Here is a 25457-nt window from a genome sequence, read left to right as displayed (position 1 = left end):
ATGCTGCAGGGAGGCCAACGCGAGAAGCGCTAGCCCGCCCTGAGAAAAGTTCAGGGGTGCTAACGCTTAATGAAATGATGAAGCTGATTCAATTGGAATGTGTACATGATACCCAATCCCTTCGACTGAATTAATGTGATTATAGCGAATCACCGCTTGTTTAGCAACCCCACCCCCTTGAACAAAATTGTTCACTCAGACAAGATCATTTTTTTTCACATAAGTTTGTTATGTTCACTTGTAAGCGTTTACAATATTCGTTACATTCTGGATGAGATCCAGATTCGCAAGCTGCCCAGACTTTTTTTCCTCAGGACAAGATAACAGCAAATGCTTTTATCTTATTGATGAAGGATCATCCATCGTTTACGGGAGGGAATTAGAGTATGCGTATTACCCGAAAAAGATTGTCCATGTTCATCACCATGTTCTTACTTATGGTTTTAGTGTATGCAGGAGCAAAGCTTGAACACGCGGAAGCAGCGAATGTTAGCATCACGAATGGAACCGAGTGGCTGGACACGGCCGGCAACCCCATTGACGCCCATAGCGGCAATATTTTAAAGGTGGGGTCCACCTACTACATGTATGGCGAGAAAGCCGTAAACTGGACGTTTGACAGGGTTAACGTATACACCTCCACCGATTTGAAAAACTGGACGCTCGGCAACAGCATTTTAACAAAAAGCTCTGCTCCCGAGCTGAACTCCAGCAAGATTGAGCGGCCAAAGGTCATCTACAATGCCGCCACGAACAAGTACGTGCTCTGGATGCATTACGAGAACGGCACCGATTATTCCCTGGGCCGCGTCGCTGTTGCCACAAGCAGCACACCAGACGGGAATTTCACTTACCAAGGCAGCTTCCGTCCGCTCAATTATGAATCTCGCGACATGACGGTTTTCGTCGACACGAACGGCACCGGCTACTTAGTGACTGCATCGAAGAAAAACGGCGGTACGAACGACACCATGGCGATCTTCCAGCTGAATGCCAGCTACACCGACGTCTCCTCCTTTGTCGGCTGGGTATTTGAGAATGGATACCGCGAGGCTCCTGCCGTCGTGAAGAAAAACAATACCTATTACTTGTTTACCTCACAGGCCTCCGGCTGGTATCCAAACCAAGGCGGCTATGCTACGGCAAGCTCCATGACAGGCACATGGTCCTCCTTGTCCCCCTTTGGTGATCCCGCAGCCTATGGGTCGCAGATCCATAGCATCGCAACGATTACCGGCAGCAGCACAACCTCCTATATTTATATGGGCGATCGCTGGAATCCGCTTAACTTAAGCGACCATCATTACATCTGGCTGCCGCTTACGTTAAATGATTCAACTGCTGCCGCTTCGCTGAATTGGTACAGCTCTTGGAGCATCGATGCCGCTACCGGGACCGTCACCCTGCCGTCGCTTGTGAACCATGCGCAAGGAAAAACGGCCACCGCGAGTTCTACGGGCTCATCCTCCTCCGCCAGCAATGCGAATGACGGCAATGCCCAGACCAGTTGGACCGCTTCCAGCAGCTCCTGGCCTGCTTGGTGGCAGGTTGACTTCGGCGCTCCGAAAACGATTACAGAAGTGGACATCTCTTGGTTCATGTACAAGGGCTCCGAGGCCTACTACAAATATAAAATCGAAGTAAGCAACGATGGAATCAACTATGCAGCCATCGATCGAACCAGCAATACGAGCTATGGCTTTACGACGGATGCGGTCCGCTTTACGGCCCGTTATGTGCGCATTAACCTGGTGAATGCCGTGCTCTTCAACAACCCAAGCAATTGGTATACGCCGACGGTGCATGAAGTGCGCTTGCTTGGTCCTGCAACTGCCGACGCGACTGGCTATAGCCGGCTTGAATCGCATAATTACTCTACCCGTTATGTTCGCCATTATAATTATGCGGCCCGCATCGACGAGAACGTCTCGCCCGCCTTGGACTCTCAATTCCGCATCGTACCGGGACTTGCCAGCTCATCTGCTGTCTCGTTCGAATCGATGAATTTGCCTGGCTACTACTTGGCGCGCAACGCCAGCAACCAAATCGTACTGCAGCAATATAGCGGAACAGGCACCTTTAAAAATGATGCCTCCTTTAATCAGGTTGCAGGCTGGGCCGATAGTACAAAAGCATCCTACGAATCCTACAGCCAGCCCGGCTACTTCATTCGGCATTATAACTATGTGCTTCAGCTCGCTGCCGTCAATTCAGCTAGTGCCGCAACCCTAAAGAGTGATGCAACGTTCAAGCGCTACAACTTTTAGCCATTCATATTCAGCAGGAGGAGATGGGCCTAAGCCTGTCTCCTCTTTTTCCGCCTCTCCTCCTCTACACGCCCTCCAAAATCCCGCTTGTACCGAATCGATACCGCTTATGTTAAGATAGTGCTGTTCTCGCTCTCGCTGTGCAAAGGCGGGCAGGCGGAACGATTATCGCCGCATAGGAGGCTTCTAGCGTATGGAATCTGTCCATCGCTTTTCATTAATTAGCTCGCTCAAAGGCAGGCTCGCTGTCATCTTGGCGATCGCCACGATTATTCCTATTTTATTGACCGGTTATATTTCGTATCGTTGGATATATATCGTTCAGACCGAAAAAATCGAAGCGGAATGGCTCGACAAAGTTCAGCGCGAGCGCGACGAGCTTGACCGGAAACTCGACGAGCTTGGACGCGTGTCGCAGCTTATGGATATCGAGGGCGGCATAGGCCGGGACGTCGTGAACTTCATCACGAGCAACAATTCTTTTGACCGCGCGATTTTATACCGCAACATTAACCAATCTGTCGCCAATGTCAACTTTTCCAATCCCAATCTGGGCGTCATGTTTTATTATGCGCCCGAGCAGGCAGAACCCCTGCTGTTCCCAAATGCCAACGTGAAGCTTCAGTTCCAACCCGAAGATTTGCATGCCTTCTTCAAGCAAAAGCTGTTCACCTATTACGGGCCGCATGAATCGCTGGACGTTGCCAATCAGGCCGAGCCCGTATTCTCCTTGCTCCGCAAGCTGAATTATGGACAAGGACGCTCCCTCTATGCTTACATCGAGACCAAAGTCGTTGGTCTCGATGCGATGTTTGCGAAGGCGAGTACGGCAGCAGCCAGCCATGAGGAATCACCGGTCTACCACGTTTTAACCACGCCTGCCAAGCAGATTGCCTATACGAATATGCCCAGCGGACCGGATAACCAGCAAACTGCCTTCGAACCGCCTGATCACGCATACAAAGTCTTTGAAGCAACCGGGCAGCAAGGCTGGACCTTATATCAACTCATTCCGAAGGATGACTATAACCGCGAATTAAACAAATGGCTTTCGCAGTTCATCTTGTTTGCTTCGCTTTCCTTCGGACTGGGCATTATTCTCGCCTGGCTAATCTGGCGGATGGTTTATCGCCCCATTCGGATCATCAACCGAGAGATTACCCGGTTCAGTTACAATCCATCTCTTACTCAGGTGTCCGCTACAGGATTGACAGAGTTCAACCACATCATGAACAATTTCCATCAAATGAGCCGGCGCATATCCGAGCTGATTACCGACGTGGAGGACAAGGAGAAACGGCGCGGACAGCTGGAGGTAGAGAAGCTGCTTGTCCAAATCAATCCGCATTTCCTGCATAACACCCTGAACACCATCCAGTGGCTGGCCCGCATCGAAGGCCATACCAATATCGCCCGGCTGGTCTCGATTTTCACAAGGGTGCTGCATTATAATCTGGGCAAGAAAAACATTATCGTAACGGTACGCGAAGAGGTCGATGCCGTTCGAGATTATATCGATTTGCAAAATATAAGATACGATCATTCTTTTAACGTTAAGCTGAGCATTGGGCCGGAATGCCTAGACGTCCCGATTCCGCGCTTTATTCTTCAGCCATTAGTCGAAAACGCGCTGTACCACGGCTTCGATGACGATGACCGAGGGGAAATCGAGGTGACAATTACGCGAGCTGACAGTTCCTTGTACCTTCGCGTAAAGGACAATGGCAAGGGCATCCCGGCTGACAAGCTCCTCGCGATGCTGGAGGAGGAGGACGATCAGCTCCGCAAGTCGGGGCTCGGAATCGGACTGCGCTACGTCAAAAAAATGCTGGACGTTTATTATGGCACAGAAGCACAATTAACGATGGAAAGCGGGACAGGGATCGGTACAACGATCGCCATTCGTCTCCCGGATACCATAAAAGGAGTGGAAGCCCTTGATTCAGGCCCTAATCGTGGATGACGAAAGCTTGGTACGCAAAGGGATGCGGCTCATGTTCCCTTGGAGCAAGTTTGGCGTAGAAATTGCAGGCGAAGCCGCGACTGGCGAGCGGGCCATGGAGTTTTTGCGATCGCACCCCGTTCAGCTATTGATGACGGATATTACGATGCCTGGCATGTCTGGCTTAGAGCTGATGAAGAAAGCACAGGAGCATGATCCCGCGCTGAAAGTCGTTATCCTCACCTGCCATCAGGACTTTGAATTCATTCAAGAGGCGCTTCGCCTTGGGGCAATTGATTATATCGTCAAAACACAGCTGGAGGAATTAGATCTCGATGTGACCATGGAGCGGATACTGAAGGCCGTCCGGCAGGATACATCGAGCAGCCATTTGGCCAAGGAGAAGCTTGCCCTCGCCCGCAATGCGGCTGCCGAAACAAGCTCAGATCTGCAGTGGGTCATGGAAGACGACAGGTTCAGCCTACTATCCCAGGCGATTAGTGAGCTGGAGCAAGCGGGCGGCAATGAGGCCCATGCCATTCTGTCCGTTGCAGCGGAGCGCTGGAAACGCAGCTTTCCGATGTTTGACTGGGAGCGGCGCCCCTCCCTGCCTAGTAGCGGCGGCGCCGCCAGCTGGCTGCAAGGCATACGATCGGAACTCGCCGCATGGCTGAGAAGCTCCGCCTATTCCGAGGATGTCATCCGAGCGGTCATCAAAGCCGTCGATCTGATTGCAGAGCACCCCGGCCAGCATCTGAAGCAAAGCGAAATCTGCCAGCTCGTTAATCTGAGCAAAAGCTATTTCAGCACCAGCTTCCGGGATATTATGCGGCTGACGTTCAGCCACTTCCTTCAGACCGCAAGCCTTCACGCCGCGAAGGAGCTTCTCCTGTCCACCAATCATCCGGTCTATCTTATCGCCGAAAAATGCGGTTTTATGGACCAGCGTTATTTCAGCAAGCTATTCAAGGAACAAACCGGCATGCTGCCAAGCGAATTCAGGCAGCTGCATACGGAGCGTCCCTAAATCGAAGAGGCCCGAAAGCGGCTGGCGGCATCATCCGCTGCGCGCGTTCAGGCTTTTTACCGTCTACCGAAGCAGCAACCAGGAGAAAATAATCCTCATATGGTGCGAGGGAAATTTTCTGATGGCTCAGCAGAGCGGAAAATATTCTAACTACCTTCAAAATTGAACCACTCACAGCCTATCGCAAGCGTTTGCTATACTTACGCTGCAAAGGAATAAAGATAGCAGAAAGGGGATGTCTGCACGATGAAAGGAAAAAAGGGAATAGCGCTTTTACTGTCTTCATTTCTCGTTCTTTCGCTGGCTGCATGCAGCAGCGGCAACGGCAATAACGGAGGCACTACACCTGAAGAAAGCGCGGCTGGCAGCAACACGCCCAAGGACACCGCTTCGATAACACCCTTGGGGAAATACGATCCTCCGATTGAAGTAACCGCCGTTCGAGGAATTACCGAGGGCACCAAGTACAGCGAAGGAGAATCCATTGACAACAACGTGTGGTCGAAGGCCTACGAGAGCGAGCTTGGCGTGAAGGTGAAGTATTTATGGACAACACCGACTGCCCAATACGATCAGAAGCTTAACATCGCCATCGCTTCCGATGATCTGCCTGATATTACACCGGTCAGCGCTTCCCAGCTGAAACGGCTGGTCGAGGATGACGCTCTTGAGGATCTCACCTCTCTCTACGAGCAGTACGGATCGGAGCTGACCAAAGGCATTATGTCGCAAGACGGAGGCAATGCCATTAAATCCGCTACCTTCGACGGCAAGCTGTACGGTCTGCCCAATATGACCTCCGGGCTTGGACAAACCCATGTCCTCTGGGTACGTACGGACTGGCTCCAGAAGCTCGGGCTGCCTGAGCCCAAAACGATGGACGACGTGATCAAAACCGCCGAAGCTTTCGTTAAGCAGGACCCGGACGGCAACAATAAAGCCGACACTTACGGCCTTGGCATTAATAAAGATATTTTCGGCTTCTACGCCGGCATGCAAGGCTTCTTTAACGGCTTTCATGCCTATCCAAACACATGGGTGAAGGATGCCTCTGGAAAACTGGGCTACGGCAGCGTACAGCCGGAAACCAAAGCAGCATTGCTTAAACTGCAGGAGCTTTATAAACAAGGTTTGCTTGACAAGGAGTTCGGAACCAAGGATGCGACCAAGGTAAGCGAAGCTGCCAACGGCGGCAAGCTGGGTTTGTTCTACGGCTTCTTCTGGAATGCAGGCTGGCTGCAGGACGGAAAAAATGCGGAACCTGCGATGGAATGGAAACCGATTTCGATCGTCTCCATCGACGACCAACCCGCCAAAGCGCAAGTGCCTTTTGCCATCAACACGTATTATGTGGTCAAAAAAGGAGCGAAAAACCCGGAAGCGGCCGTTAAGGTGCTGAACTTCGACTTCGAGAAGCTTTGGGGCGAAACGGCCCAGCCAGATGTTTATAGCGTCAACAACAATACCGCCATTTTCGAATACGCGCTCCTCTATGGCGAAGCGCCGCGCAAAAATCTCGACGCCTATCTCAACGTAGTCAAGGCATTGGAAGCGAAGGATTCTTCCAGCCTAAATACAGAGGAGAAAGGTTATTATGATAATATTTTGGCCTTCCGTGCTGGAGACCATAAGCTGTGGGGCAATGAACAGATGTACGGGCCAGCCGGCTCCTTATCGGTCATTGACGGCTACTCCAAAAACGCGCAGCTTGTCGATGACGCTTACTTCGGCGCCCCTACGCAAGGGATGACCGATAACAACGCTACGCTTCAAAAGCTGCAGTTAGAGGTATTCACCCGCATTATCATGGGCGGTTCGATCGACGAATTCGATCAATTCGTAACTCAGTGGAATGATCTTGGCGGCAATACGATTACCGGAGAAGTGAACGCTTGGCAGGCTTCCCAATAAGGGATGCCTCTCCGGCAAGAAAGAGGCGAATAACCAATGAAACGTAAGACCATCCGTGAGCTGCCCTTTCATCTAATGATTCTGCCGGGCTTTCTCCTGGTATTCATTTACAGCTACGTGCCGATGGCCGGCATCATCATGGCGTTCGAGAGACTGGTTCCGTCCAAGGGGATGTTTCGGTCCCCCTGGGTCGGATGGAAGAACTTTGAGTATATGCTGCATCTGCCCGGGACGCTTAGCGTCCTCGGCAACACCTTCTTCATCGCAGGCATGAAGATGGCCGCCGGCATTGTCGTCCCTGTCCTGTTCGCGCTGCTGCTGAATGAAGCGCGCAATCGGCTGTTCAAGCGCAGCATCCAGACGATCATTTATTTCCCGCATTTTTTGTCCTGGATCATATTAAGCGGCATTCTTATCGATATTCTGTCTCCGTCAACGGGTCTTGTGAATGTATTGCTCGGCTCGTTAGGCATTCCGTCTATTTATTTTCTCGGCGATCCCGACTGGTTCCCGTTTACGCTCGTATTGACGGACACCTGGAAGGAGTTCGGCTACGGAACCATCGTTTATCTGGCTGCTTTGACCAGCATCAATCCGGCTTTATACGAGGCGGCTTCCATGGACGGAGCAGGCAGAATGAGGCAGACGCTGAACGTCACGCTGCCCGCCTTGCTGCCCATGATCGTCCTGATGTCGGTGCTCAGCCTAGGCAATGTGCTCAACGCTGGCTTCGAGCAGGTGTTTAACCTGTATAGCCCCCAAGTGTACAAGACCGGTGACATTATCGATACGCTGGTATTTCGCATCGGGCTTGAAAATGCCAATTATGGCGTCGCTACTGCCGTCGGGTTGTTTAAATCAGTTGTTTCCTTCGTCATGATCGGCGTTTCCTATATGCTTGCTTACCGGCTGACAAACTATCGGATTTTTTAGGAAAAGTGGGTTGACCATGAATAAACACGCTTCGATAAGCAGACGGACGTTTCTCGCGTTCAACTATTTGTTCTTAACCGCCGTAGCCATTGCCTGCCTCTTCCCCTTGCTGAATGTGCTGGCGATCTCGTTTAGCTCTAGCGCTGCCGTAAGCGCGGGGAAAGTAAGCCTTTGGCCCGTCGACTTCAATCTTAAATCTTATTCCTTCGTGCTGAGCAAGCCCGAGTTCGGGCGGGCGTTCCTGATTTCCTTGGGACGGGTGGCCGTTGGCGTTCCGCTTAATATGCTGCTGACCATCTTGATTGCCTACCCATTGTCCAAACGAAGCCATGAATTCCACTTCCGCAACGCTTACGCCTGGTATTTCGTCGTGACGATGCTGTTCAGCGGGGGCTTGATTCCTTGGTACATGACCATCAAGATGACCGGCATTATCGACACGTTCTGGGCCATGATTTTGCCTGGCGCCGTACCGATCTTCAACGTTATTCTGCTGCTCAACTTCTTCAAATCGCTGCCTGATGAAATTGATCAGGCCGCCCAGATCGACGGGGCTAGCCGGTGGCAAACGCTGTGGCAGATCGCCGTGCCCCTTTCCGCTCCGGCAGTCGCTACGCTGACATTGTTCTGCATTGTGACACACTGGAATTCGTGGTTCGACGGATTAATTCTAATGAATAGGCCGGACAACTACCCGCTGCAAAGCTATCTTCAAACCGTCATCGTCAATCGGGACTTGTCGCTTATGGCAGCCCAGGACATATTGAAGTGGGCAGAGGTATCCGATCGCACGTCCAAAGCAGCTCAAGTGTTTGTAGCCGTGCTCCCCGTGCTGTTCGTCTATCCATTCCTGCAAAAATATTTTGCGGAAGGCATCGTCATGGGCAGCGTTAAAGGCTAACTGCGAGACATCATTCATTTCATCATATAACAGAGGAGTAGAGAGAAACTATGGCAAAAATCGCATTCATCGGTGCAGGAAGCACCATTTTCGTCAAAAACGTACTTGGCGACTGTATACTCACGCCAGCGCTTGCCGATGCGCACATCGCTTTGCATGATATTGATTTGGAGCGCTTGAAGGAATCGGAGAAGATGCTGATCAACTTAAATCAGAATCTGGGCGGCAAAGCAACCATCAAGGCCTATGCTGACCGCAGGGAAGCGCTTAAAGGCGCCGACTACGTCATTAATGCAATATCCGTCGGAGCCTTCGAGCCCGTCATTCGCAGCGATCACGAAATGCCGCGCAAATACGGTCTGAAACAAACCTACGCCGATACGCTGGGCATGGGCGGCTTGTTCCGGGGACTTCGGACGATCGACGTCATGCTGGAGTTCGCACGGGATATGGAGGAGCTCTGCCCTGACGCTTGGTTCTTGAACTACACGAACCCGATGGCTATCCTGACAGGAGCGATTTTGCGCGAAACAGGCGTTAAAGCGGTAGGTTTGTGCCATAGCGTTCAAGTTTGCGCGAAGGAGCTGCTGGAAGGCCTTGGCATGAGCGCGGAGGATGTGCGCTGGCGCATTGCCGGCATTAACCACCAAGCCTGGCTGCTCGACATTAAACGCGGCGGCGAAGATCTGTATCCGGAGATCAAACGACGGGCAGCAGCGCGCAAAGGACCGCATGATGATATGGTCCGTTACGAAATCATGAATACCTTCGGCTATTATGTAACCGAATCCAGCATGCACGGAGCCGAATACGTCCCTTATTTCATCAAGAACGCCTATCCGGAGCTGCTGGAGCAGTACAATATCCCAACGGAAAATTACAAGGGCTGGGGCGACAGCAACAAGCTTTATTGGGAGCAGGCGATGAACGGATTAGTCAACAATACTTCCGTCACACACACGCGCACTCATGAATATGCCTCTTACATCATGGAAGCGATGGAGACGAATATCCCCTATAAAATCGCAGGCAACGTGCTCAATACCGGCGGTCTCATATCGAATTTGCCGGAAGAGGCTTGCGTAGAGGTATCCTGCATCGTAGACAGCGAAGGCGTGACGCCTACCCGCTTCGGCGCGCTTCCGCCGCAGCTCGCGGCGCTTAACCGCACGAACATTAATATGCAGCTGCTAACGATTGAAGCGGCGATTACGCGCAAGCGCGAGCATATTTACCATGCGGCACTGCTGGACCCGCATACAGGAGCAGAGCTGCCTATCGACAATATCAAGGCGCTGGTGGACGAAATGCTGGATGCCAATCAATATTTGCTGCCAAACTATCGTTAATACATTAATTAAAAAAGCAGCTATCGTGCCAATTACGATAGCTGCTTTTTTTGTTTGTTTAGGGCGGCATACGTTCGTTCGTTTCCCATTCGCATTTAAATCGTCCGATATGCTATTATACAAGTTGGACAAGTATTAGCAGCTGTTGCCAATTTTTGGTTGAAGCAGCTCGTTTTTTGCTGAAATATAAGAATGACATTACGTTTTCAATACTAATCCATTCTTATAGTTGAACTAAGTTGAACGCTATGCTCTCCGAATGCTTAAGAGCTGCGATTGCGTTCGCCATTTTGAGGAGGATATTGGAATGTTATCAAAAAACAAACGTCTTGGAATGATGCTTCTTCTTACACTCACGCTGCTGGTCGTATTGTCAGGCTGCGGCGGCGGAAGCAAAGGAACGGGCGGCAGCAACAACCAAGGCTCAGCTGGCGGGAACACAGCCACTACGCCGCCTACCGAAACGCCTACAGAAGCGCCTGTAGCAGAAGATGGTCCTGAACTGCTAGGTTCGGACAAGCACCCCGTGGTTACTATTGAGCTTAGCAATGACCAAATCATCAAGCTGGAGCTTTATCCAGAGGTCGCTGCCAACACGGTTAACAACTTCATCTCCCTTGTGAACAAAGGATTTTACGACGGCGTCATCTTTCACCGGGTCATTCCGGGCTTCATGATTCAAGGCGGCGATCCGGATGGCACCGGCATGGGCGGCCCTGGCTACGGCATTCCAGGCGAGTTCAGCAGCAATGGCTTTGAGAACAAGCTGAAGCATACGCGAGGCATACTTTCCATGGCTCGCACGAATGTACCGGATTCCGGAGGCTCGCAGTTCTTCATCATGGTAGCTGATGCTCCATCTCTGGATAATGAATACGCGGCATTCGGCAAAGTAACTGAAGGCATAGAAGCCGTTGATGAGATCGTAAACCAGACAACCGGCGCAAATGATCGTCCTACGGACCCTATCTCGATGAAAAAAGTTACGGTAGACACGCTTGGCATGACTTTTGAAGAACCTAAAAAGGTAGAGTAGCATACTAAAACCAACAACACTTTGCAAAGGTTCTCCCATTCGTGTGGGACTGCGCAATAGTATTGTATAAAAAAGCGTTCAAATTCACTGCAAAAGTGGATTTGAACGCTTTTTTTCATCTGTTTCTCTATCTTCCCTATCCTCATTACCCATTCCATCTGCTAATCAAGCCCAACCCGATGCTATAATAGGAATAATTAGCTTTTTCAAGTCGAACATACGAAATTCATTATTAGTCGCTAGGAGTGCAGTCTATGTTTGAGATGCCAGGGTACAGAACACTGGAGGCCATAGGTAATAACGGGGATATTATGCTGTACAGGCTGCAGCACCTTGAGGATGAACATACAGTTATCGTTAAAACAACCTATCATGCCTACCCGGGATCGGACGCGGTGGCCGCTTTTCGTTATGAGTATGAGCTGCTTCAAAAACTAGATGGGCAAGGAGCAATCAAGCCCCTCAGCCTAACTATTTTGGCGGACCGTCCTGTCCTGCTCATGCAGGATATGAACGGTTATACAATGGATATTCTCTTGCGCACACATGCTACCCTACTGACACTGCCTGCAAGGCTGCGCATTGCAGCAGGAGCCGCCGATTGTATTCTGCATATCCATAGGAAGAATTGGACGCTGAATGAGTTAACCCCCTCTCATCTGCTGGTCGACCCTGCAACCTATGAAGTCAGATTGATAGATATCCGCATGTGCTCCTTTAAAGGCGAACAAAGCCCATTAGTGCGGGCCGGCAGCCGGCCCGAGTCCATGCTTCCCTATATATCACCGGAGCATACGGGGAGAACCGGAATGGAGCCCGATTACCGATCCGATTTTTATTCGCTAGGCGTCACTCTTTATGAATGGATAGCTGGAAGCCTGCCCTTCGAGCTGCAGGATGTTGTTGATATCGTGTATCGCCATCTAGCTGGCACACCCGAGCCGCTGCATCATCGCCACCCTTCCGTTCCCAAACCCGTCTCTGATATAGTAGCAAAATGCATGGAGAAAATGCCGGAGGGGCGTTATGCCAGCGCCTATGGCATTAAATCAGACATCGAACTTATTCCAGCTTGGCTGGACTCCTCGCGCCATGAGGAAGCTTTTGTACTGGCAAGCCTGGATATTTCGGAACGCTTGATCATACCGAATAAGTTTTATGGAAGGCATTCCGAGCTGCATCATTTTGAGCAAGCTATGCTTCGAGCTGCCAACGGCGCTGTTGAAACGGTATGGGTAAGCGGCAGCATTGGAATCGGCAAAACGGCCTTCATCCATGAATGCCTCCGACCCGAAGCCCCCTTCAAAGGGTTTATCATTACCGGTAATGGCAGCTCGCATTACCCTCCGCTTCCTTATGGCCTATGGCAGGATGCTGTTGATCAATTGGTCAGCCAATTGTTAATGGAGAACATGCTGCAAATGGAAGTGTGGAAGCTGCGAATATTGCAAGCCATGGACGGATACGGCCAGCTCCTGATCGAGCTTGTTCCGCGACTGGAGCTATTAATCGGCCAACAGCCGCCTATTGCTCCTCTCCCACCAGTCGAAGCCAAACGCAGATTCCATCAGATTTTGAACCGATTTCTGCAGCTGTTCCTGCAACGAGACCGGCCCGTGGTGTTATTTTTCGACAATATGCATTGGGCTGACGAGGCTTCGCTTCAATATTTGATGTATTTGCTGGAAGACCACGCCACTACGCACCTGCTTGTCGCCTTGGGCTACCGCAGCTCCATAACAGAGCAGCATCCACTGGCCCAATTGGAGAAGCAGCTAGAGGACCGTTGCATAGCTATGCGTAAGCTGCCATTAGCAGCCCTTACAACCGGTGACTTGAAACAGCTTCTTCTCGACGCCATGCGCAGCGAGTCTGCGACCATCGAAGATTTGGCTGCGGCCTTGCTTCACAAGACGGAAGGCAACCCTTTTTTCCTCAAGCAATATCTTCAAGATCTTGTTGCCGACCATTCCGTAAGCTTTAATCAGTCCAGCCGGAGCTGGCAATGGGATCTGGGGCTTATTGCCGAGATGAACATATCTGATAATGCCGTTGAATATTTGGCAGACAAATTACAAGGGTACAACGAGCAGACCGTGTTTGCGCTGGGCCGAGCCTCTTTTCTTGGGCAGCGCTTTGATTTGGATACACTTAGCACGATTACCGGCATTGGCGCCCATGAGCTTTCCGAAGCACTGACCATAGCGCTGCAGGAGAATCTGCTCCAACTGATCCAGGGCAATCCTTCGGCTGGCTTATATAAGTTTCAGCATGACCGTATTCGCCTGGCAGCGAATGCTCTTGTCCCTGAAGCAGATCGCAACGGTTTGCATTACCGAATTGGTTCGCATTTCATTCTGCAAATGGACAAGGGCAAGACAACCCTCTTCGAAGCGTTAAGCCATTTCAATCAAGCTTGGGACCAAGTCGTTCTTCCCAAGCAGCGGCTTGAGCTTGCAGAGCTTAATCTGGATGCCGGCCTGAGAGCCAAGCAAACAACGGCCTATGAGACATCCCTTCGTTATATGCGCTATGCGTCTGCCCTACTGGAAGAATCGAGCTGGGAACAGCATTATGCGCTTACCTTTCGAATTTACCTGGAACAATCGGAGCTTGAATATTTATGCGCCCACTTTGACAAGGCCAATGAGCTGTTTCAACTGCTGCTTAGCAAAGTGACGAACAATAAGGATAAAGCGCAAATCTATTCCATTAAAATTCAGCTAGAAGCAAGCAGCAACCATTACACGGAGGTCCTTGAGCTAGGTGGCCACACGCTTGAGCTATTAAATGTAGCTCATCATTTCAATCCCAGTACCGCAGCACTGACTCTCCAATGGCTGAAGCTGCGCCGGAAATTACGGAAATACCCTTTGGATGAGCTGAGCAAGCTGCCGCCAATGTCGGATGAAGCCCGCAAAACAGCGATGACCACCCTTTCCCACACCAGCCATGCCTCCTTTTATTTGAACAGAAAGGGCTGGCTCGGCACTGCATTCAAAATGATAGAGCTAACTCTCGATTATGGCATGACGCCAGAGGCCTCCATTGGCTTTATGAGCTACTCCTTCTTTCAATATTACCAGCTCCGCAACGATGAGGAGGCCTACAGATGGGGGATGCTGGCATGCCGCTTATCGGAGCCCTTCCCGTCCTTGCACGTTCGTACGCTGACGGCCTTTACCCTTTGCTACAACAGCTGGCGGCGCTATAATCCCGCTCTGTTAGACAAATTCATTGAAAATGCTGGCAGAGTCGGCTTGGAATCCGGCGATTTATGGGAAGGGAATCAAAGCGTGCTCATTAATTGCGGGGCCATGCTGCAAGGAAGCAGTCCACTCGGAAGCATCTATCAACGGCTCATTGAAAATTCAGGGGATTTCTCGCGTGACAATAGCAACTTCCATCTCAAGCAAGCTATCGTGTTTGTCGCCCTGCTCGTCAGGTTGACAGGGGAGCGATCCTCTGACGATACCTTTGATCTTGCTAGCATTAACGAAGCCGCTTATATTGAATCGGTTCATGGCGATCATTTTCAAATTGTAGATGAATTGATTTGTGTATGCCGCTATTTGCCCGGCTATTTATTCGGTCAATATCAAGAAGCCAAGGAAGCCTTGATCCAATCAGCCGCCATCTTGAAGACCAGGAAAGATAAGACAGCAGACCATACGCTGCAGTATTATTACGAGTCGCTGGTCTGGTCCCAGTTGTATGAGCAATCCTCCACCGAAGAGCAGAGTGTATATATAGCAGCTATGCGCAAGAATCTAAAGTACATACAGAAGTTCGCGGCTCGCAGTCCCGAAAATTTCAGCCATAAATATTTCCTTATCAAGGCTGAGCTCTCTCGGCTATCACGTCACTACCAGCAAGCCGAAAAACAATATGAGCAAGCGATTGAAGCAGCCCGTACTTACCATTATATCCACGACCTGGCTATAGCAGCGGAATGCTATGCCAAATATGGCATTCGCCAAGGCAAGCTGCACTTAGCCAAACTATATATGACCGAAGCCTACGAGGCCTACCTGCAATGGGGGGCAAAGGCCAAAGCAGATGATGTGAAGCAAAAGTTCCCTCATCTTCTGCACACCAGGCGGGAGCCGGGCTTAGAGCATTTCGACACCCTATCGATTGTCCAGTCCGCACAAGCCTTGTCGGGCGAAATGGAGATGAGCCGATTATTAGATTCGCTCATGAGACTTATGCTGCATAATGCTGGAGCGGAATACGGAGCAGTTATTTTTGACCATGAGGATACATGGACTATTGAAGCCTACGGCACGGCAGAGAAGCTGCATATCGAGTCCCTTCTACTTGAAGAGTCATCCACAATCGTTCCAACGGCTATTGTCGCGTATGCCGCAAGAACGCATGAAAAGGTCCTTTTGCATCATGCGGCTGTTGAGGGCGTGTTTTCCCGAAATCCGGAGATCCGGGAATCTGGGTTAAAATCGGTACTTTGCCTGCCAATCGTACATCAGAACAAGCTGATCTGTTTGATCTATTTGGAGAACAATCTGTCGCCAGGCGTATTTACTCCTCAGAGGCTCGATGTACTCAACCTGCTTAGCAATCAATGTGCCATATCTATCGCTAACGCGAAGCTTTATTCCGGAATTCAGTATCTAAAAAATAATCTGGAGCAGCAAGTGGAAGAACGAACCAGCAGCTTGGAGAGATCGATGCGAGAGACCTCCGCGGCGCTAGCAGAAGTTTCCGTCTATGAGGAGCGCAATCGGATTGCTCAAGAGATCCACGATATCGTTGGACATACGCTCACTTCAACCATTCTCCAGATCGAGGCCGGCAAGCGGCTGCTTCAGAAGGATATGGAAAGCGGCCTTAAACGACTGGGCGAGGCACAGGATTTGATCCGGCACAGCCTGAATGAGATTCGTGGCTCCGTCCACATGCTGAAAGAGGATAAGTATGCCGACCTTCCCGTCATGCTGCAGCAGCTTATTCGGGATACTGAGCGGAATGCGGGTGTAACCATTCATAAGGCTATACACGATTTGCCCGATTTAATGTCTACAGCCTATAAGAAAACCATCTATCATGCTCTGCAAGAAGGATTAACCAATGGCATTCGTCATGGAGGAAGCGCGGAATTTCACTTCAGCCTACAGCCTGTCGGAGCTCATTTGCAGTTCCGACTGGAAGACAGGGGCAAAGGTTCAGATACTATCCTCATGGGATTCGGACTTAAAGCCATGAAAGAACGTGTCGAGCAACTGGGCGGTACATTATCAATTAAATCCCGTGCCGGACAAGGATGTTTACTCCGCATTGATTTGCCTTATCAATTACGCTGGATAGGAGACAGAACATGAAAAAAATTAAAATTGTCATTGCGGACGACCAGCTGCTAACCAGGGAAGGACTTCGCACCATACTGGATTTGGAAGATGATTTAGAAGTTATAGGCGCGGCAAAAAATGGAGAAGAGGCTTGTGAGCTGGTCGAATCACTTCAACCTGATCTCGTGCTGCTTGATATTCAAATGCCCGTTATGGATGGCATCAGTGCGTTAAAGCGGATTAAACAAAGCCATCCGAACCTGTTCGTTCTGATATTAACTACCTTTATCGAGATTGATTATATTGTCGAGGGATTAGCAAACGGAGCGAGCGGCTATATGCTGAAGGATATGGACGCTGACAAGATGATCGCTGCCATTCACGATACCATAGCGGGACAGTTCATCCTCCCCGCTGCTGTAGCGGCTAAATTGGCAGCCCGGATGAGCATGCTCACCGAGGAATATGAATATATGCAAAAAAGCAACCTGAACCGCATCAAATTGACTAAACGTGAAGAAGAGCTGGCACAGCTGATCATCAAGGGACTTAACAATCGCGAAGTTGCCGACACGCTGCATATTGCCGAGGGCACGGCCCGCAACTATATTAGCAATTTGTATAGCAAATTGGAGGTCATTGACCGCGGCCAGGCAATTGTTCGGCTTCAGACTTTATTGTAGGCGGATGGGTTGAGGTTGTATGTATTTATGCCTATCGCTCACTGCAAGTCCGCCTTAGAGCCCTGCCTTAACAAGCAAAGACCCGGAAGAGCGATCCTTTCTATTAGAAAGGCCGTTTCCGGGTCACTTTTTTTCTAAGCCTGTTCCTGCCCGACCAGATGCGCCTTACGGAAATGATGCTCGCTCGGACGTACCAGGCCCAGATGCTCACGAAGGGTATTGCCCGTGTAATCCTTCCGGAACAACCCCCGCTTCTGAAGAATCGGCACGACCAGATTAACGAAGTCGTCGAGACCCCCCGGCAAGACAGGCGCCATGATGTTAAAGCCGTCGCAGCCGTACTCCTCGAACCAAAGCTGGATCAGATCCGCCAGTTGTTCAGGCGTGCCCACAAATTGCAGATGCCCCCGCGCTCCGAGTATTCGCCTGCCCAGATCACGCATGGATAGCTGTTCCTTACGCGCCAGATCCATGATCAACTGGACGCGGCTTTTCATACCATTGGACGCCTCGACTGGATCGGGAATGTCCGGCAGTTGCTCATCAAGAGAGTAGCCGCTAATATCAAAGCTGAGAAAGGCTGATAGAAAACCGACAATCGCCGATTCCGGAATAAGCTTCTGCAGCTCCTGGAATCGCTGCTTAGCCTCTTCCTCCGTTGCTCCAAGGACAGGCGACAGTCCCGGCATAATCTTCAGGCTTCCGCGTTCTCTACCGTAATCGCCAAGCTTGTTATTCACGCTCTCATAGAACGCCTTGGCCGATTCCAGCGATTGCTGTGCCGTAAAGATCACCTCGCCCGTACTCGCGGCAAAATCTTTACCCGGCTCAGACGAGCCCGCTTGGATGAGCACCGGATAGCCTTGCGGCGACCTCGGCACGTTAAGCGGCCCTTTCGTCGAATACCATTGTCCGCTATAGTCCACAGGCTTCACTTTTGCCTCATCGGCAAATTGGTTCGCCTGGCGATCAAGCACAAGCGCCCCGTCCTCCCAGCTATCCCATAAACGCGTAACGACATCAACGAACTCTCGCGCCATCTCGTAACGAAGGCCATGCTCCGGATGCTCCGGCCGGCCATAATTATGAGCCTCTATATCCAGCTGCGAGGTGACAATATTCCAGCCTGCGCGCCCGCCGCTAATATGGTCAAGCGAAGAAAACTTACGCGCTACGTTAAACGGCTCGTTGTACGTCGTCGAGACGGTTGCCGTCAAGCCGATTTTCTCGGTAGCTGCCGACAGCGCGGATAACAGCGTGATCGGCTCCAGCATGCCGGCGACCGCTTGGCCCACATTCGTTGCATACAATAAATCCGCGAAAAAAATCATATCCAGCTTGCCGCGTTCGGCAGTCTGTGCCAGCTCCCGATAAAACTTCACGTCGAACATGCCCTCGACGCCTGAATCCGGATGCCGCCAGCCCGCATGGTGATGCCCCGCATAATAAATGAAAGCTCCCAGATGGAGTTGCTCGTGCCGTTTCCCCATAATTAATTACCTGCCTCTCCCAACCATCGATGTCCTTACCCTTTATACGTATCGCGCCAGCGAAGCCACCTCGTTTCCAGTAGGCGAACCGCTGAATCCGACAGTTTGCCGACAACGGCAAAAATGATAATGCCGACAAAAACAATTTCCGTCTCCGAATAGGCTCTTGCATCCTGAATCATATAACCAATGCCCGCGCTCGTGCCCATCATTTCCGCTACGACCAGCAGCAGCCAGGAAACACCAAGCGACAGCCTTACGCCGAGCAAAATATTAGGAAGAGCAGCAGGAATAATGAGCTTCGTAACCTGCTGGAGCTTCGTGTATTGAAAAATCCGAGACACTTCGCACAACTTCGCGTCGGTGCTCCGTATGCCAAGGAACGTATTCACGTAAACCGGGAAGAAAGCCCCAAGTCCGATAAGTAAAACCTTAGAAAACTCACCGATGCCAAACCACAATATAAATAGCGGAATAACGGAGAGCAAAGGCACGGTGCGCAGCATTTGCAGCGATGGGTCAAGCGTCTTCTCCACGACCTTGCCAAGTCCCGAGAACAAGCCGAGCAGCAAACCCAGCGTGCCTCCCAGAAAAAAGCCCATGCCGGCGCGGTAAATGCTAATGCCCAAATGCTCAAACAATTCTCCGCTGGCGCCAAGGGCAGCAAAGCTCTTTAGAATGGCAAGGGGAGTGGGTAGAATTGTCTCCGACAACAGCCCCATACCCGTGACCGCCTGCCAGATGGCTGTAATCACGAGCGGCACGATCCAACCATGCAGTGATTTAGGAATCCGGCTGAGCCAGTCCCCGCCTGCGGCACGATTGGCCGTTTTCTTCTCCACCACTTGACCGCTCATGATGCGTCTCCCCCTTTGTAGCTGTCCTGCCATCTCAGCAATCTTCTCTCCAGCAGCTTAACCAGCGAATCCGTCAGCTTTCCGACAAGTGCGAATACAATGATGCCTACAAACACGACGGATGTAATCGAGAAATAACGCGCATCGTTAATCAAGAAACCAATTCCCGAGCTGGAGCCCATCATTTCCGCCACGACCAGACCGAGCCAAGCAACGCCAATAGACAACCGCATGCCGAGAAAAATATTCGGGAGCGAAGCCGGCAGCACCAGCTTGCTGATCATCTGCCAGCGGCTGAACTGCAGCACGCGAGCAACATCGAACAGCTTGCCGTCTACCGATCGAATACCTAGAAACGTGTTCACATAAAGCGGGAAAAACGCTCCTTTGGCGATCAACAGAATTTTGGATGTCTCGTCAAATCCGAACCACAAAATAAACAATGGCGCCACCGCCAGATGCGGCAATGTACGAAGCATTTGCAGCGATGGATCAATGAGCCGCTCCGTCTTGTAAGAGAAGCCCACCCAAAGGCCAGCTGCAAGACCGAGCCCGCCGCCGAGCAAGAACCCAAGTACGGCGCGCCAGGTCGATACGCCAAGATGCCGAAGCAGTTCACCCGAAGCCGCTAAGCTGACGAACTCCTGTACAATCACGCCTGGCGTCGGCAGCAGCGTCGGGTTGAGCTTGCCCATCATTCCCGCAATTTGCCACACAGCAAGCAGGATGACGGGCAGCAGTACGCCTAGCAAAAGATTGACCGACTGTATAGAGAACCGGCTCGGTTGCCTGCGTTTCTCTGCGCGAATGTGCCCTGGCACTACCCTTTTCGTTTCTGCTTGCTGCATAACAAACGCCTCGTTTCATTATCTTTTTCAGACTACTTACTTCTGCGCCTCTTCAATAAACGTGTTGTCAAAAACCTCGGATACGTCAATTTTCTTGCGAATCGATTTAATCTCAAATTGGAAATCGGCCGTTTTCTGCTGTTCGGCAATGATTTCATCCGAAACTGGAATACTGATTGATTTTGAACGAACGAAGATTGCCTCAATCAGTGCTTTGGGAACGCTGCGTTCCGCAGCATAACGGTCAAGCGCTTCATCCCAATTGTCATTTTCCCATTTCAGCGTTTTATCCAATACTTTCAGATATAGGGTTACCAATTCAGGATACTCATCCGCAAATTGTTTTCTAGCAATGTAGAACGATGGCGACAATACGCCCAGCTGCTCGCCGTCAGCCAGCACTCTTGCTTTGTCTTGCAGCGTGTTCAGCGTAATATTCGGGTCCCACGTCGCCCATGCGTCAATTTTGCCTGATTCGAATGCCGGCTGCGCTTCATCCGGCTGTAATGGAATAATTTCCAAATCCGAAGACTTTAAGCCCGCACCCTCCAAGCCGCGATACAAGAAATTGTAGGCGTTGCTGCCTTTAGCTACCGAAACCTTCTTGCCCTTCAAATCCGAAATCGATTGAATAGCACTATCTTTCGGTACAATAATCGCCACATTGTTTTTGCCTTCCAGCGCTTGCGAAATGACGGTAAATTTAATGTCCGCCGCTTGAGCGGCAATGATTGGCATGTTGCCCAGTCCCGCAAAATCAAGGCGGTTGGAAGCCATCGCCTCTGTCATCGGCGGCCCGCTTTGGAATTCCGCGAACTCCACCTTCACGCCCAGCTTGTCGAATTCCTCTTCAAACCATTTTTCCTCAATCGCTTTACCGAACAAGCCGCCGCTGCCCTGATAACCAATCGTTACGGTCAAGCCCTTATACTTATCGGTACCAACCTCTTCGTTTGCCGCCTTCTCATCGCCTGCCTTGTTGCCGCTTGCGTTATTGCCGCCGGACTTGCCATTTCCATTCGCCGCGCAGCCGCTGATAAACACCGCCATAATCATGATTGCTGCCGTAAGCCACCGTAATTGCCTCTTCATCCTACATCTCTCCCCATCGCCTCTATATAGTGAAAAACTAATAAACCGATTAAATGCCTGCACCCTCATCAATGTCAGGACCTTCTACTTTCTCAAACTCACTCAGCACTCTATGGCGCAGCTCTTGAAATGCGTTTCCCGATCTTTTCCTAGGATAAGGCAGATTAATCGGCAATATATGGCGGATATGCCCTGGACGCGGATTCATAATAACGACCCGTTCACCCAAAAATACCGCTTCATCCAAATCATGCGTGACGAACAGCATCGTCGTCCGGTTTTTCTGCCAGATGTCGAGCAGCACCTCCTGCATATGCGACCTAGTGAAAGCATCCAACGCACCGAACGGCTCATCCAGCAGCAAAATATCAGGGCTGCGCAGCAGCGCCCTCGCAATCGCAACGCGCTGGGCCATCCCGCCGGACAACTCACGCGGATACGATTGCTCAAAGCCCTTCAGCCGTACGAGCTCAATGAGTTCATCCACACGCTTCCGTACCTCTGGCTTGCGGAGTGAAAGGTTTGCCGCAATGTTCTTCTCTACCGTCAGCCAAGGGAACAGCCGAGGCTCCTGAAAAATAAATCCCTTCTCGATACTCGGACCGTCAATCGGTTTTCCGTTCAGCAGCACCGTCCCTTCATAACGCGTATCGAGTCCGGCTACAATCTTGAGCAAAGTACTCTTGCCACAGCCGCTTGGACCGATAATCGTAATAAATTCTCCTTGCTTCACCTGAAGCCCGATTCGATTCAAGGCAATAACATCGCCCGTTGGTGTCGCAAACGTCTTGTTCAACTCCTGCACGACGAGCATTTCTGCAGCCATAGGAAAGCTCCTTTCAACATACAATATTATTCGCACCCGTTTACTTGGTTTTATGCTAAAATAAAAAGACTTAACGTCTCGTATGCGAAAGCGGCTGTCTCCGTCTTTTATTTGGCAACGGCAGCCGTTTCGTCAAGAAGATCAAGAAGCACTTTATCTAGGCATACGCCTATCCTGTGCCCCATCTCCAAAAGGAACGTTAAATCTCCAGCGGTCTGGTCGATTTGTCCATACATATGCGATTCTTACAAGTTGAATATGTATTCGGTTTGTTATGTTGCTTATTTTGCCGTACGCCTCATGCTTTGTCAACTCTTTTTTTCGCTATCGGTCTGCGGGCTTCTTTCACTTCAAACAAACGGATCATCGCATCGACATTGATATCAACAGGAACCTCATAATCAGGCGGCCTTTGCAGCGTCAAGCCTTGGATTAAGCTAACAAAATAAAAGGCCAGCTGCAGTGGGTCCTCATCCACAATGACGCCCTTCTCTATACCCTCCCGCATAATAGCCGCCACAGGATTCAAGTTCGTTGTAAACCGCTCCGTGATTGCTTTTTTGATATCTGGCGGTGTAGCCTCCGACAGTCTTGCCGTATGCATCAGAATCGTAAACGCCCAATTCTCGCGAATCGACAGCCAAGATGACATGATGCCCCGCAGCTTCGTAATTGCGTCTATATCCATCGCCGCTACCTCTGAAACATACTTGCCGTAAGTGGTCTGTCCCGAACGCAGCACCTCGCTAAATATTTCTTCCTTCGATGCAAAATAATGATAAACATTGCCGACGCTAACATTCGCTTCCCTTGCAATATCCTGTATGCTCGTCAATTGGAACCCGTTAATTGCCATGACCTTTAGCGCACAATCCAAAATATGCTGCATTCGCTTCTCGCGCATGAGCTTGTCTTTCTCCACATTTCTTGGTGACATGCAGCTTCCCCTCGTTTCCAATCGCTATTTTTGTTTTCACGGTCTGTCATTTTGCCATTATACCGAAGCATGCCCTCATCCATCTACAGCTATCTCAATTGAAATGACTATTTCCGTCCTTCATGGCAACTAGAATGAACGGATACAGCAATGTTATGGTATGCTAAAAAAGTCCCCAAAATAGTCCCTACCTTTATGAAGGAGCCTTCCTATGTTTTTGAAAAAAAGCACCGTAACCAAAAATGGAAAAACCTATAGCTATTACAAAATCGTCGCCACTTACAAGGATGAATATGGAAAAAATAAGCATCGTCTAATCAAGCATATCGGCCGCTTATCCGATCAAGAGGCAGATGCTATGCGGCTCGTCCTGAAGGAACAGCAGCACCAAAGCAAGGCAACCTCACCCCTCAGCGAGAAAATAAGCCGTGAGTTGCTGGACTCCTCTATTTTTGTACCGAAGGAAATTCAATCCCTCACCTATGCTCCGTACTCGCAGAAGGAGTGGAATGTTGCTGATTCAGACCTGCTAATTATGGTACGCCAAGGTAGCGGAATTCTCTATATGAACGGGCGCAAGCATGAGCTAAAGCAGGACACAGCCTTATTCTGCCATGCAGGCAGCGGCATGCATTTATTTAACGAGAATGACCAAATGCTTGAGCTCGATAAAATCACCTTCGACGTTGTAGGCGAGACAGCTCCCTTGAGCCCAGATCGGCAATACTTCCGAAAAAAGTTGGATTGGCCACAGTTCGGTGAAGTCCGGCTGTCTTCCGCCTACCGTGCCCACCAGCTTGTGAAACAGCTGAAGAAAGCAGCCACAGGCGAGCCTTATCGCCATTTGTTTCAAGCGCAGCTGCTCTTCTACGAGCTGCTTCACCTTATTTTCCAAGAGGAGAGCTCCTCGCACCCGTTCGACAGCAAATCCACGATCGAGCGCGCTGTCGCCTATATGCGGGAGCATTACCGAGAGGAGCTGTCTAGGGAACTTCTCGCGAGAATGAACAGAATTAGTCCCTCCTACTTCTCACGCATGTTCAAGAAAGAGAAAGGCACAAGCTTCGTCGATTATCTCACCCGCCTCCGCATCGAGAAGGCTAGAGAGCTGCTGCAGCTATCGAACGCCACTATTAGCAGTATTTCCAAGGAGGTCGGCATCAAGAACGAGTACTATTTCAGCCGCAAGTTTAAGCAGCTCATCGGCGAATCTCCTTCCGCCTACGCTAAGCGCCCTAAGCAGTTTGTATCGCTTATTCCGAACGCAACCTCCTGTTTACTTACGCTTGGAATAGTACCCAGGCTCGGCCATATCGATCCTTGGATGCTTGAGCATTACGGAACAAAGCTCTCGCTATCCGGGTTTCAACGCATCGACTGGTGGAGCCAGGAAAGCGAGGAGCTTGTCTCTCACGAAAAACCCGACCTTATTTTGTGCTACATGGAGTCACAAGGGCTGGAGGCACTCCGTGAAATAGCTCCGGTTCTTCCCTTAGCATACGATAAGATGAATTGGCGCGAGCAGTTTCGAATGATTGCCGACGCTGTGGGGAAACGCGAGTCGTGTGAGGGATGGCTTGCGCAATTCGATAGGCAGCTCGAAGATGCCCGCAAACAATTGGCTAAGCGAATCGACGACTCTGAGACAGTAACCATTTTAAAGATTGTATCCGAAAAAATTTACGTATACGGGGACTTGCGAAGCATGGGCGGACCGCTCATCTATCAAGGGCTGCAGCTTAAAGCGCCAGCCATCGTGCAGGCGAATATCATCGAACAACGCAAGCTGAACGAATGGATTCCGCTTCAGGACTTGCCCGAATATGCCGGTGATCATATTATTTTGCATCATTATCCTTCGCACTGGGTGGAGCCCTCCGAACAGTTAGCCCATTCCAGCGTTTGGAAATCGCTTCCTGCCGTCCAAAACAACCGGGTGTACGAATCAAACGCTGATATTTTCTACGGCTTCGACCCGCTCTCCCTATCCCTGCAGCTCAAGCTGCTTTTGGAGCACTTCACGTCACATTCATTGTGAATATCCGCCAGTAT

General features: G+C 50.6%; 19 protein-coding genes. 11 read left to right on the top strand and 8 right to left on the bottom strand.

Annotated elements, in window-relative coordinates:
• Positions 1-437: 437 nt before the first annotated feature.
• From E0496_RS29850 to E0496_RS29840, 3 genes are all read left to right on the top strand, one after another.
• Complete coding sequence (locus tag E0496_RS29850; protein WP_421924794.1) at positions 438-2267, top strand: AbfB domain-containing protein; 1830 nt, start codon at positions 438-440, stop codon at positions 2265-2267.
• Positions 2268-2460: 193 nt separating this feature from the next.
• Entirely contained in the window at positions 2461-4230 is a 1770-nt protein-coding gene (locus E0496_RS29845; RefSeq protein WP_141505560.1) for a sensor histidine kinase, read from the top strand.
• The gene (locus E0496_RS29840) at positions 4205-5236 is read left to right on the top strand and encodes a response regulator transcription factor (protein WP_141505558.1); all 1032 of its coding nucleotides are present in this window, start codon (positions 4205-4207) and stop codon (positions 5234-5236) included. Before E0496_RS29845 ends, E0496_RS29840 begins: the two co-directional genes overlap by 26 nt.
• Here the strand turns inward: E0496_RS29840 and E0496_RS36290 are convergent.
• Positions 5208-5411 carry a hypothetical protein gene (locus tag E0496_RS36290; RefSeq protein ID WP_206669911.1) on the bottom strand — a complete coding sequence of 68 codons (204 nt, stop codon included), beginning with the start codon at positions 5409-5411 and terminating at the stop codon, positions 5208-5210. The genes E0496_RS29840 and E0496_RS36290 overlap by 29 nt on opposite strands.
• Positions 5412-5482: 71 nt before the next feature.
• Here E0496_RS36290 and E0496_RS29835 point away from each other — a divergent pair, with 71 nt between their 5' ends.
• The 7 genes from E0496_RS29835 to E0496_RS29805 all read left to right on the top strand — a co-directional run bounded on the left by E0496_RS29835 (position 5483) and on the right by E0496_RS29805 (position 17355).
• The gene (locus E0496_RS29835; RefSeq protein ID WP_141505556.1) at positions 5483-7147 is read left to right on the top strand and encodes an extracellular solute-binding protein; all 1665 of its coding nucleotides are present in this window, start codon (positions 5483-5485) and stop codon (positions 7145-7147) included.
• A gap of 36 nt (positions 7148-7183) precedes the next feature.
• Positions 7184-8080 carry an ABC transporter permease gene (locus tag E0496_RS29830; protein WP_141505554.1) on the top strand — a complete coding sequence of 299 codons (897 nt, stop codon included), beginning with the start codon at positions 7184-7186 and terminating at the stop codon, positions 8078-8080.
• Between the two features lie 16 nt (positions 8081-8096).
• Positions 8097-8981, top strand: coding sequence for a carbohydrate ABC transporter permease (locus E0496_RS29825; protein ID WP_141505552.1), 885 nt, complete (start codon positions 8097-8099; stop codon positions 8979-8981).
• Between the two features lie 50 nt (positions 8982-9031).
• The gene (melA, locus tag E0496_RS29820) at positions 9032-10330 is read left to right on the top strand and encodes an alpha-glucosidase/alpha-galactosidase (protein ID WP_141505551.1); all 1299 of its coding nucleotides are present in this window, start codon (positions 9032-9034) and stop codon (positions 10328-10330) included.
• Between the two features lie 307 nt (positions 10331-10637).
• Positions 10638-11366: a peptidylprolyl isomerase gene (locus E0496_RS29815; RefSeq protein ID WP_141505549.1), complete on the top strand. Its 729-nt coding sequence runs from the start codon at positions 10638-10640 to the stop codon at positions 11364-11366.
• 254 nt (positions 11367-11620) lie between these two features.
• Positions 11621-16705, top strand: a complete 5085-nt coding sequence (locus tag E0496_RS29810; RefSeq protein WP_141505547.1) for an AAA family ATPase — start codon at positions 11621-11623, stop codon at positions 16703-16705.
• Positions 16702-17355, top strand: a complete 654-nt coding sequence (locus E0496_RS29805) for a response regulator transcription factor (protein ID WP_141505545.1) — start codon at positions 16702-16704, stop codon at positions 17353-17355. The genes E0496_RS29810 and E0496_RS29805 overlap by 4 nt, the downstream gene beginning before the upstream one ends.
• Positions 17356-17489: 134 nt before the next feature.
• On the opposite strand, the gene E0496_RS29800 is transcribed toward E0496_RS29805, so the two are convergent.
• From E0496_RS29800 to E0496_RS29775, 7 genes are all read right to left on the bottom strand, one after another.
• Complete coding sequence (locus E0496_RS29800) at positions 17490-18845, bottom strand: LLM class flavin-dependent oxidoreductase (protein ID WP_141505543.1); 1356 nt, start codon at positions 18843-18845, stop codon at positions 17490-17492.
• Positions 18846-18880: 35 nt separating this feature from the next.
• Entirely contained in the window at positions 18881-19702 is an 822-nt protein-coding gene (locus tag E0496_RS29795) for an ABC transporter permease (RefSeq protein WP_141505541.1), read from the bottom strand.
• Entirely contained in the window at positions 19699-20550 is an 852-nt protein-coding gene (locus E0496_RS29790; RefSeq protein WP_141505539.1) for an ABC transporter permease, read from the bottom strand. Before E0496_RS29790 ends, E0496_RS29795 begins: the two co-directional genes overlap by 4 nt.
• Before the next feature lie 36 nt (positions 20551-20586).
• Positions 20587-21642: an aliphatic sulfonate ABC transporter substrate-binding protein gene (locus E0496_RS29785; RefSeq protein ID WP_141505537.1), complete on the bottom strand. Its 1056-nt coding sequence runs from the start codon at positions 21640-21642 to the stop codon at positions 20587-20589.
• Positions 21643-21691: 49 nt separating this feature from the next.
• Complete coding sequence (locus tag E0496_RS29780; RefSeq protein ID WP_141505536.1) at positions 21692-22468, bottom strand: ABC transporter ATP-binding protein; 777 nt, start codon at positions 22466-22468, stop codon at positions 21692-21694.
• A 107-nt stretch (positions 22469-22575) separates the two neighbouring features.
• Positions 22576-22704 (bottom strand): hypothetical protein, encoded by a 129-nt coding sequence (locus E0496_RS37030; protein ID WP_277755895.1) that lies wholly within the window; start codon positions 22702-22704, stop codon positions 22576-22578.
• Between the two features lie 62 nt (positions 22705-22766).
• Positions 22767-23405, bottom strand: coding sequence for a TetR/AcrR family transcriptional regulator (locus E0496_RS29775; protein ID WP_141505533.1), 639 nt, complete (start codon positions 23403-23405; stop codon positions 22767-22769).
• 211 nt (positions 23406-23616) lie between these two features.
• Between E0496_RS29775 and E0496_RS29770 the strand changes: the two genes are divergently transcribed.
• Complete coding sequence (locus E0496_RS29770; protein ID WP_141505531.1) at positions 23617-25443, top strand: helix-turn-helix domain-containing protein; 1827 nt, start codon at positions 23617-23619, stop codon at positions 25441-25443.
• Positions 25444-25457 lie beyond the last annotated feature (14 nt).

This window comes from Paenibacillus luteus, from assembly GCF_006542765.1.
Lineage (GTDB): Bacteria > Bacillota > Bacilli > Paenibacillales > Paenibacillaceae > Pristimantibacillus > Pristimantibacillus luteus.
The sequence above is the reverse complement of the archived record's forward strand: the minus strand, read 5'-3'. Positions and strand labels throughout refer to the sequence as shown.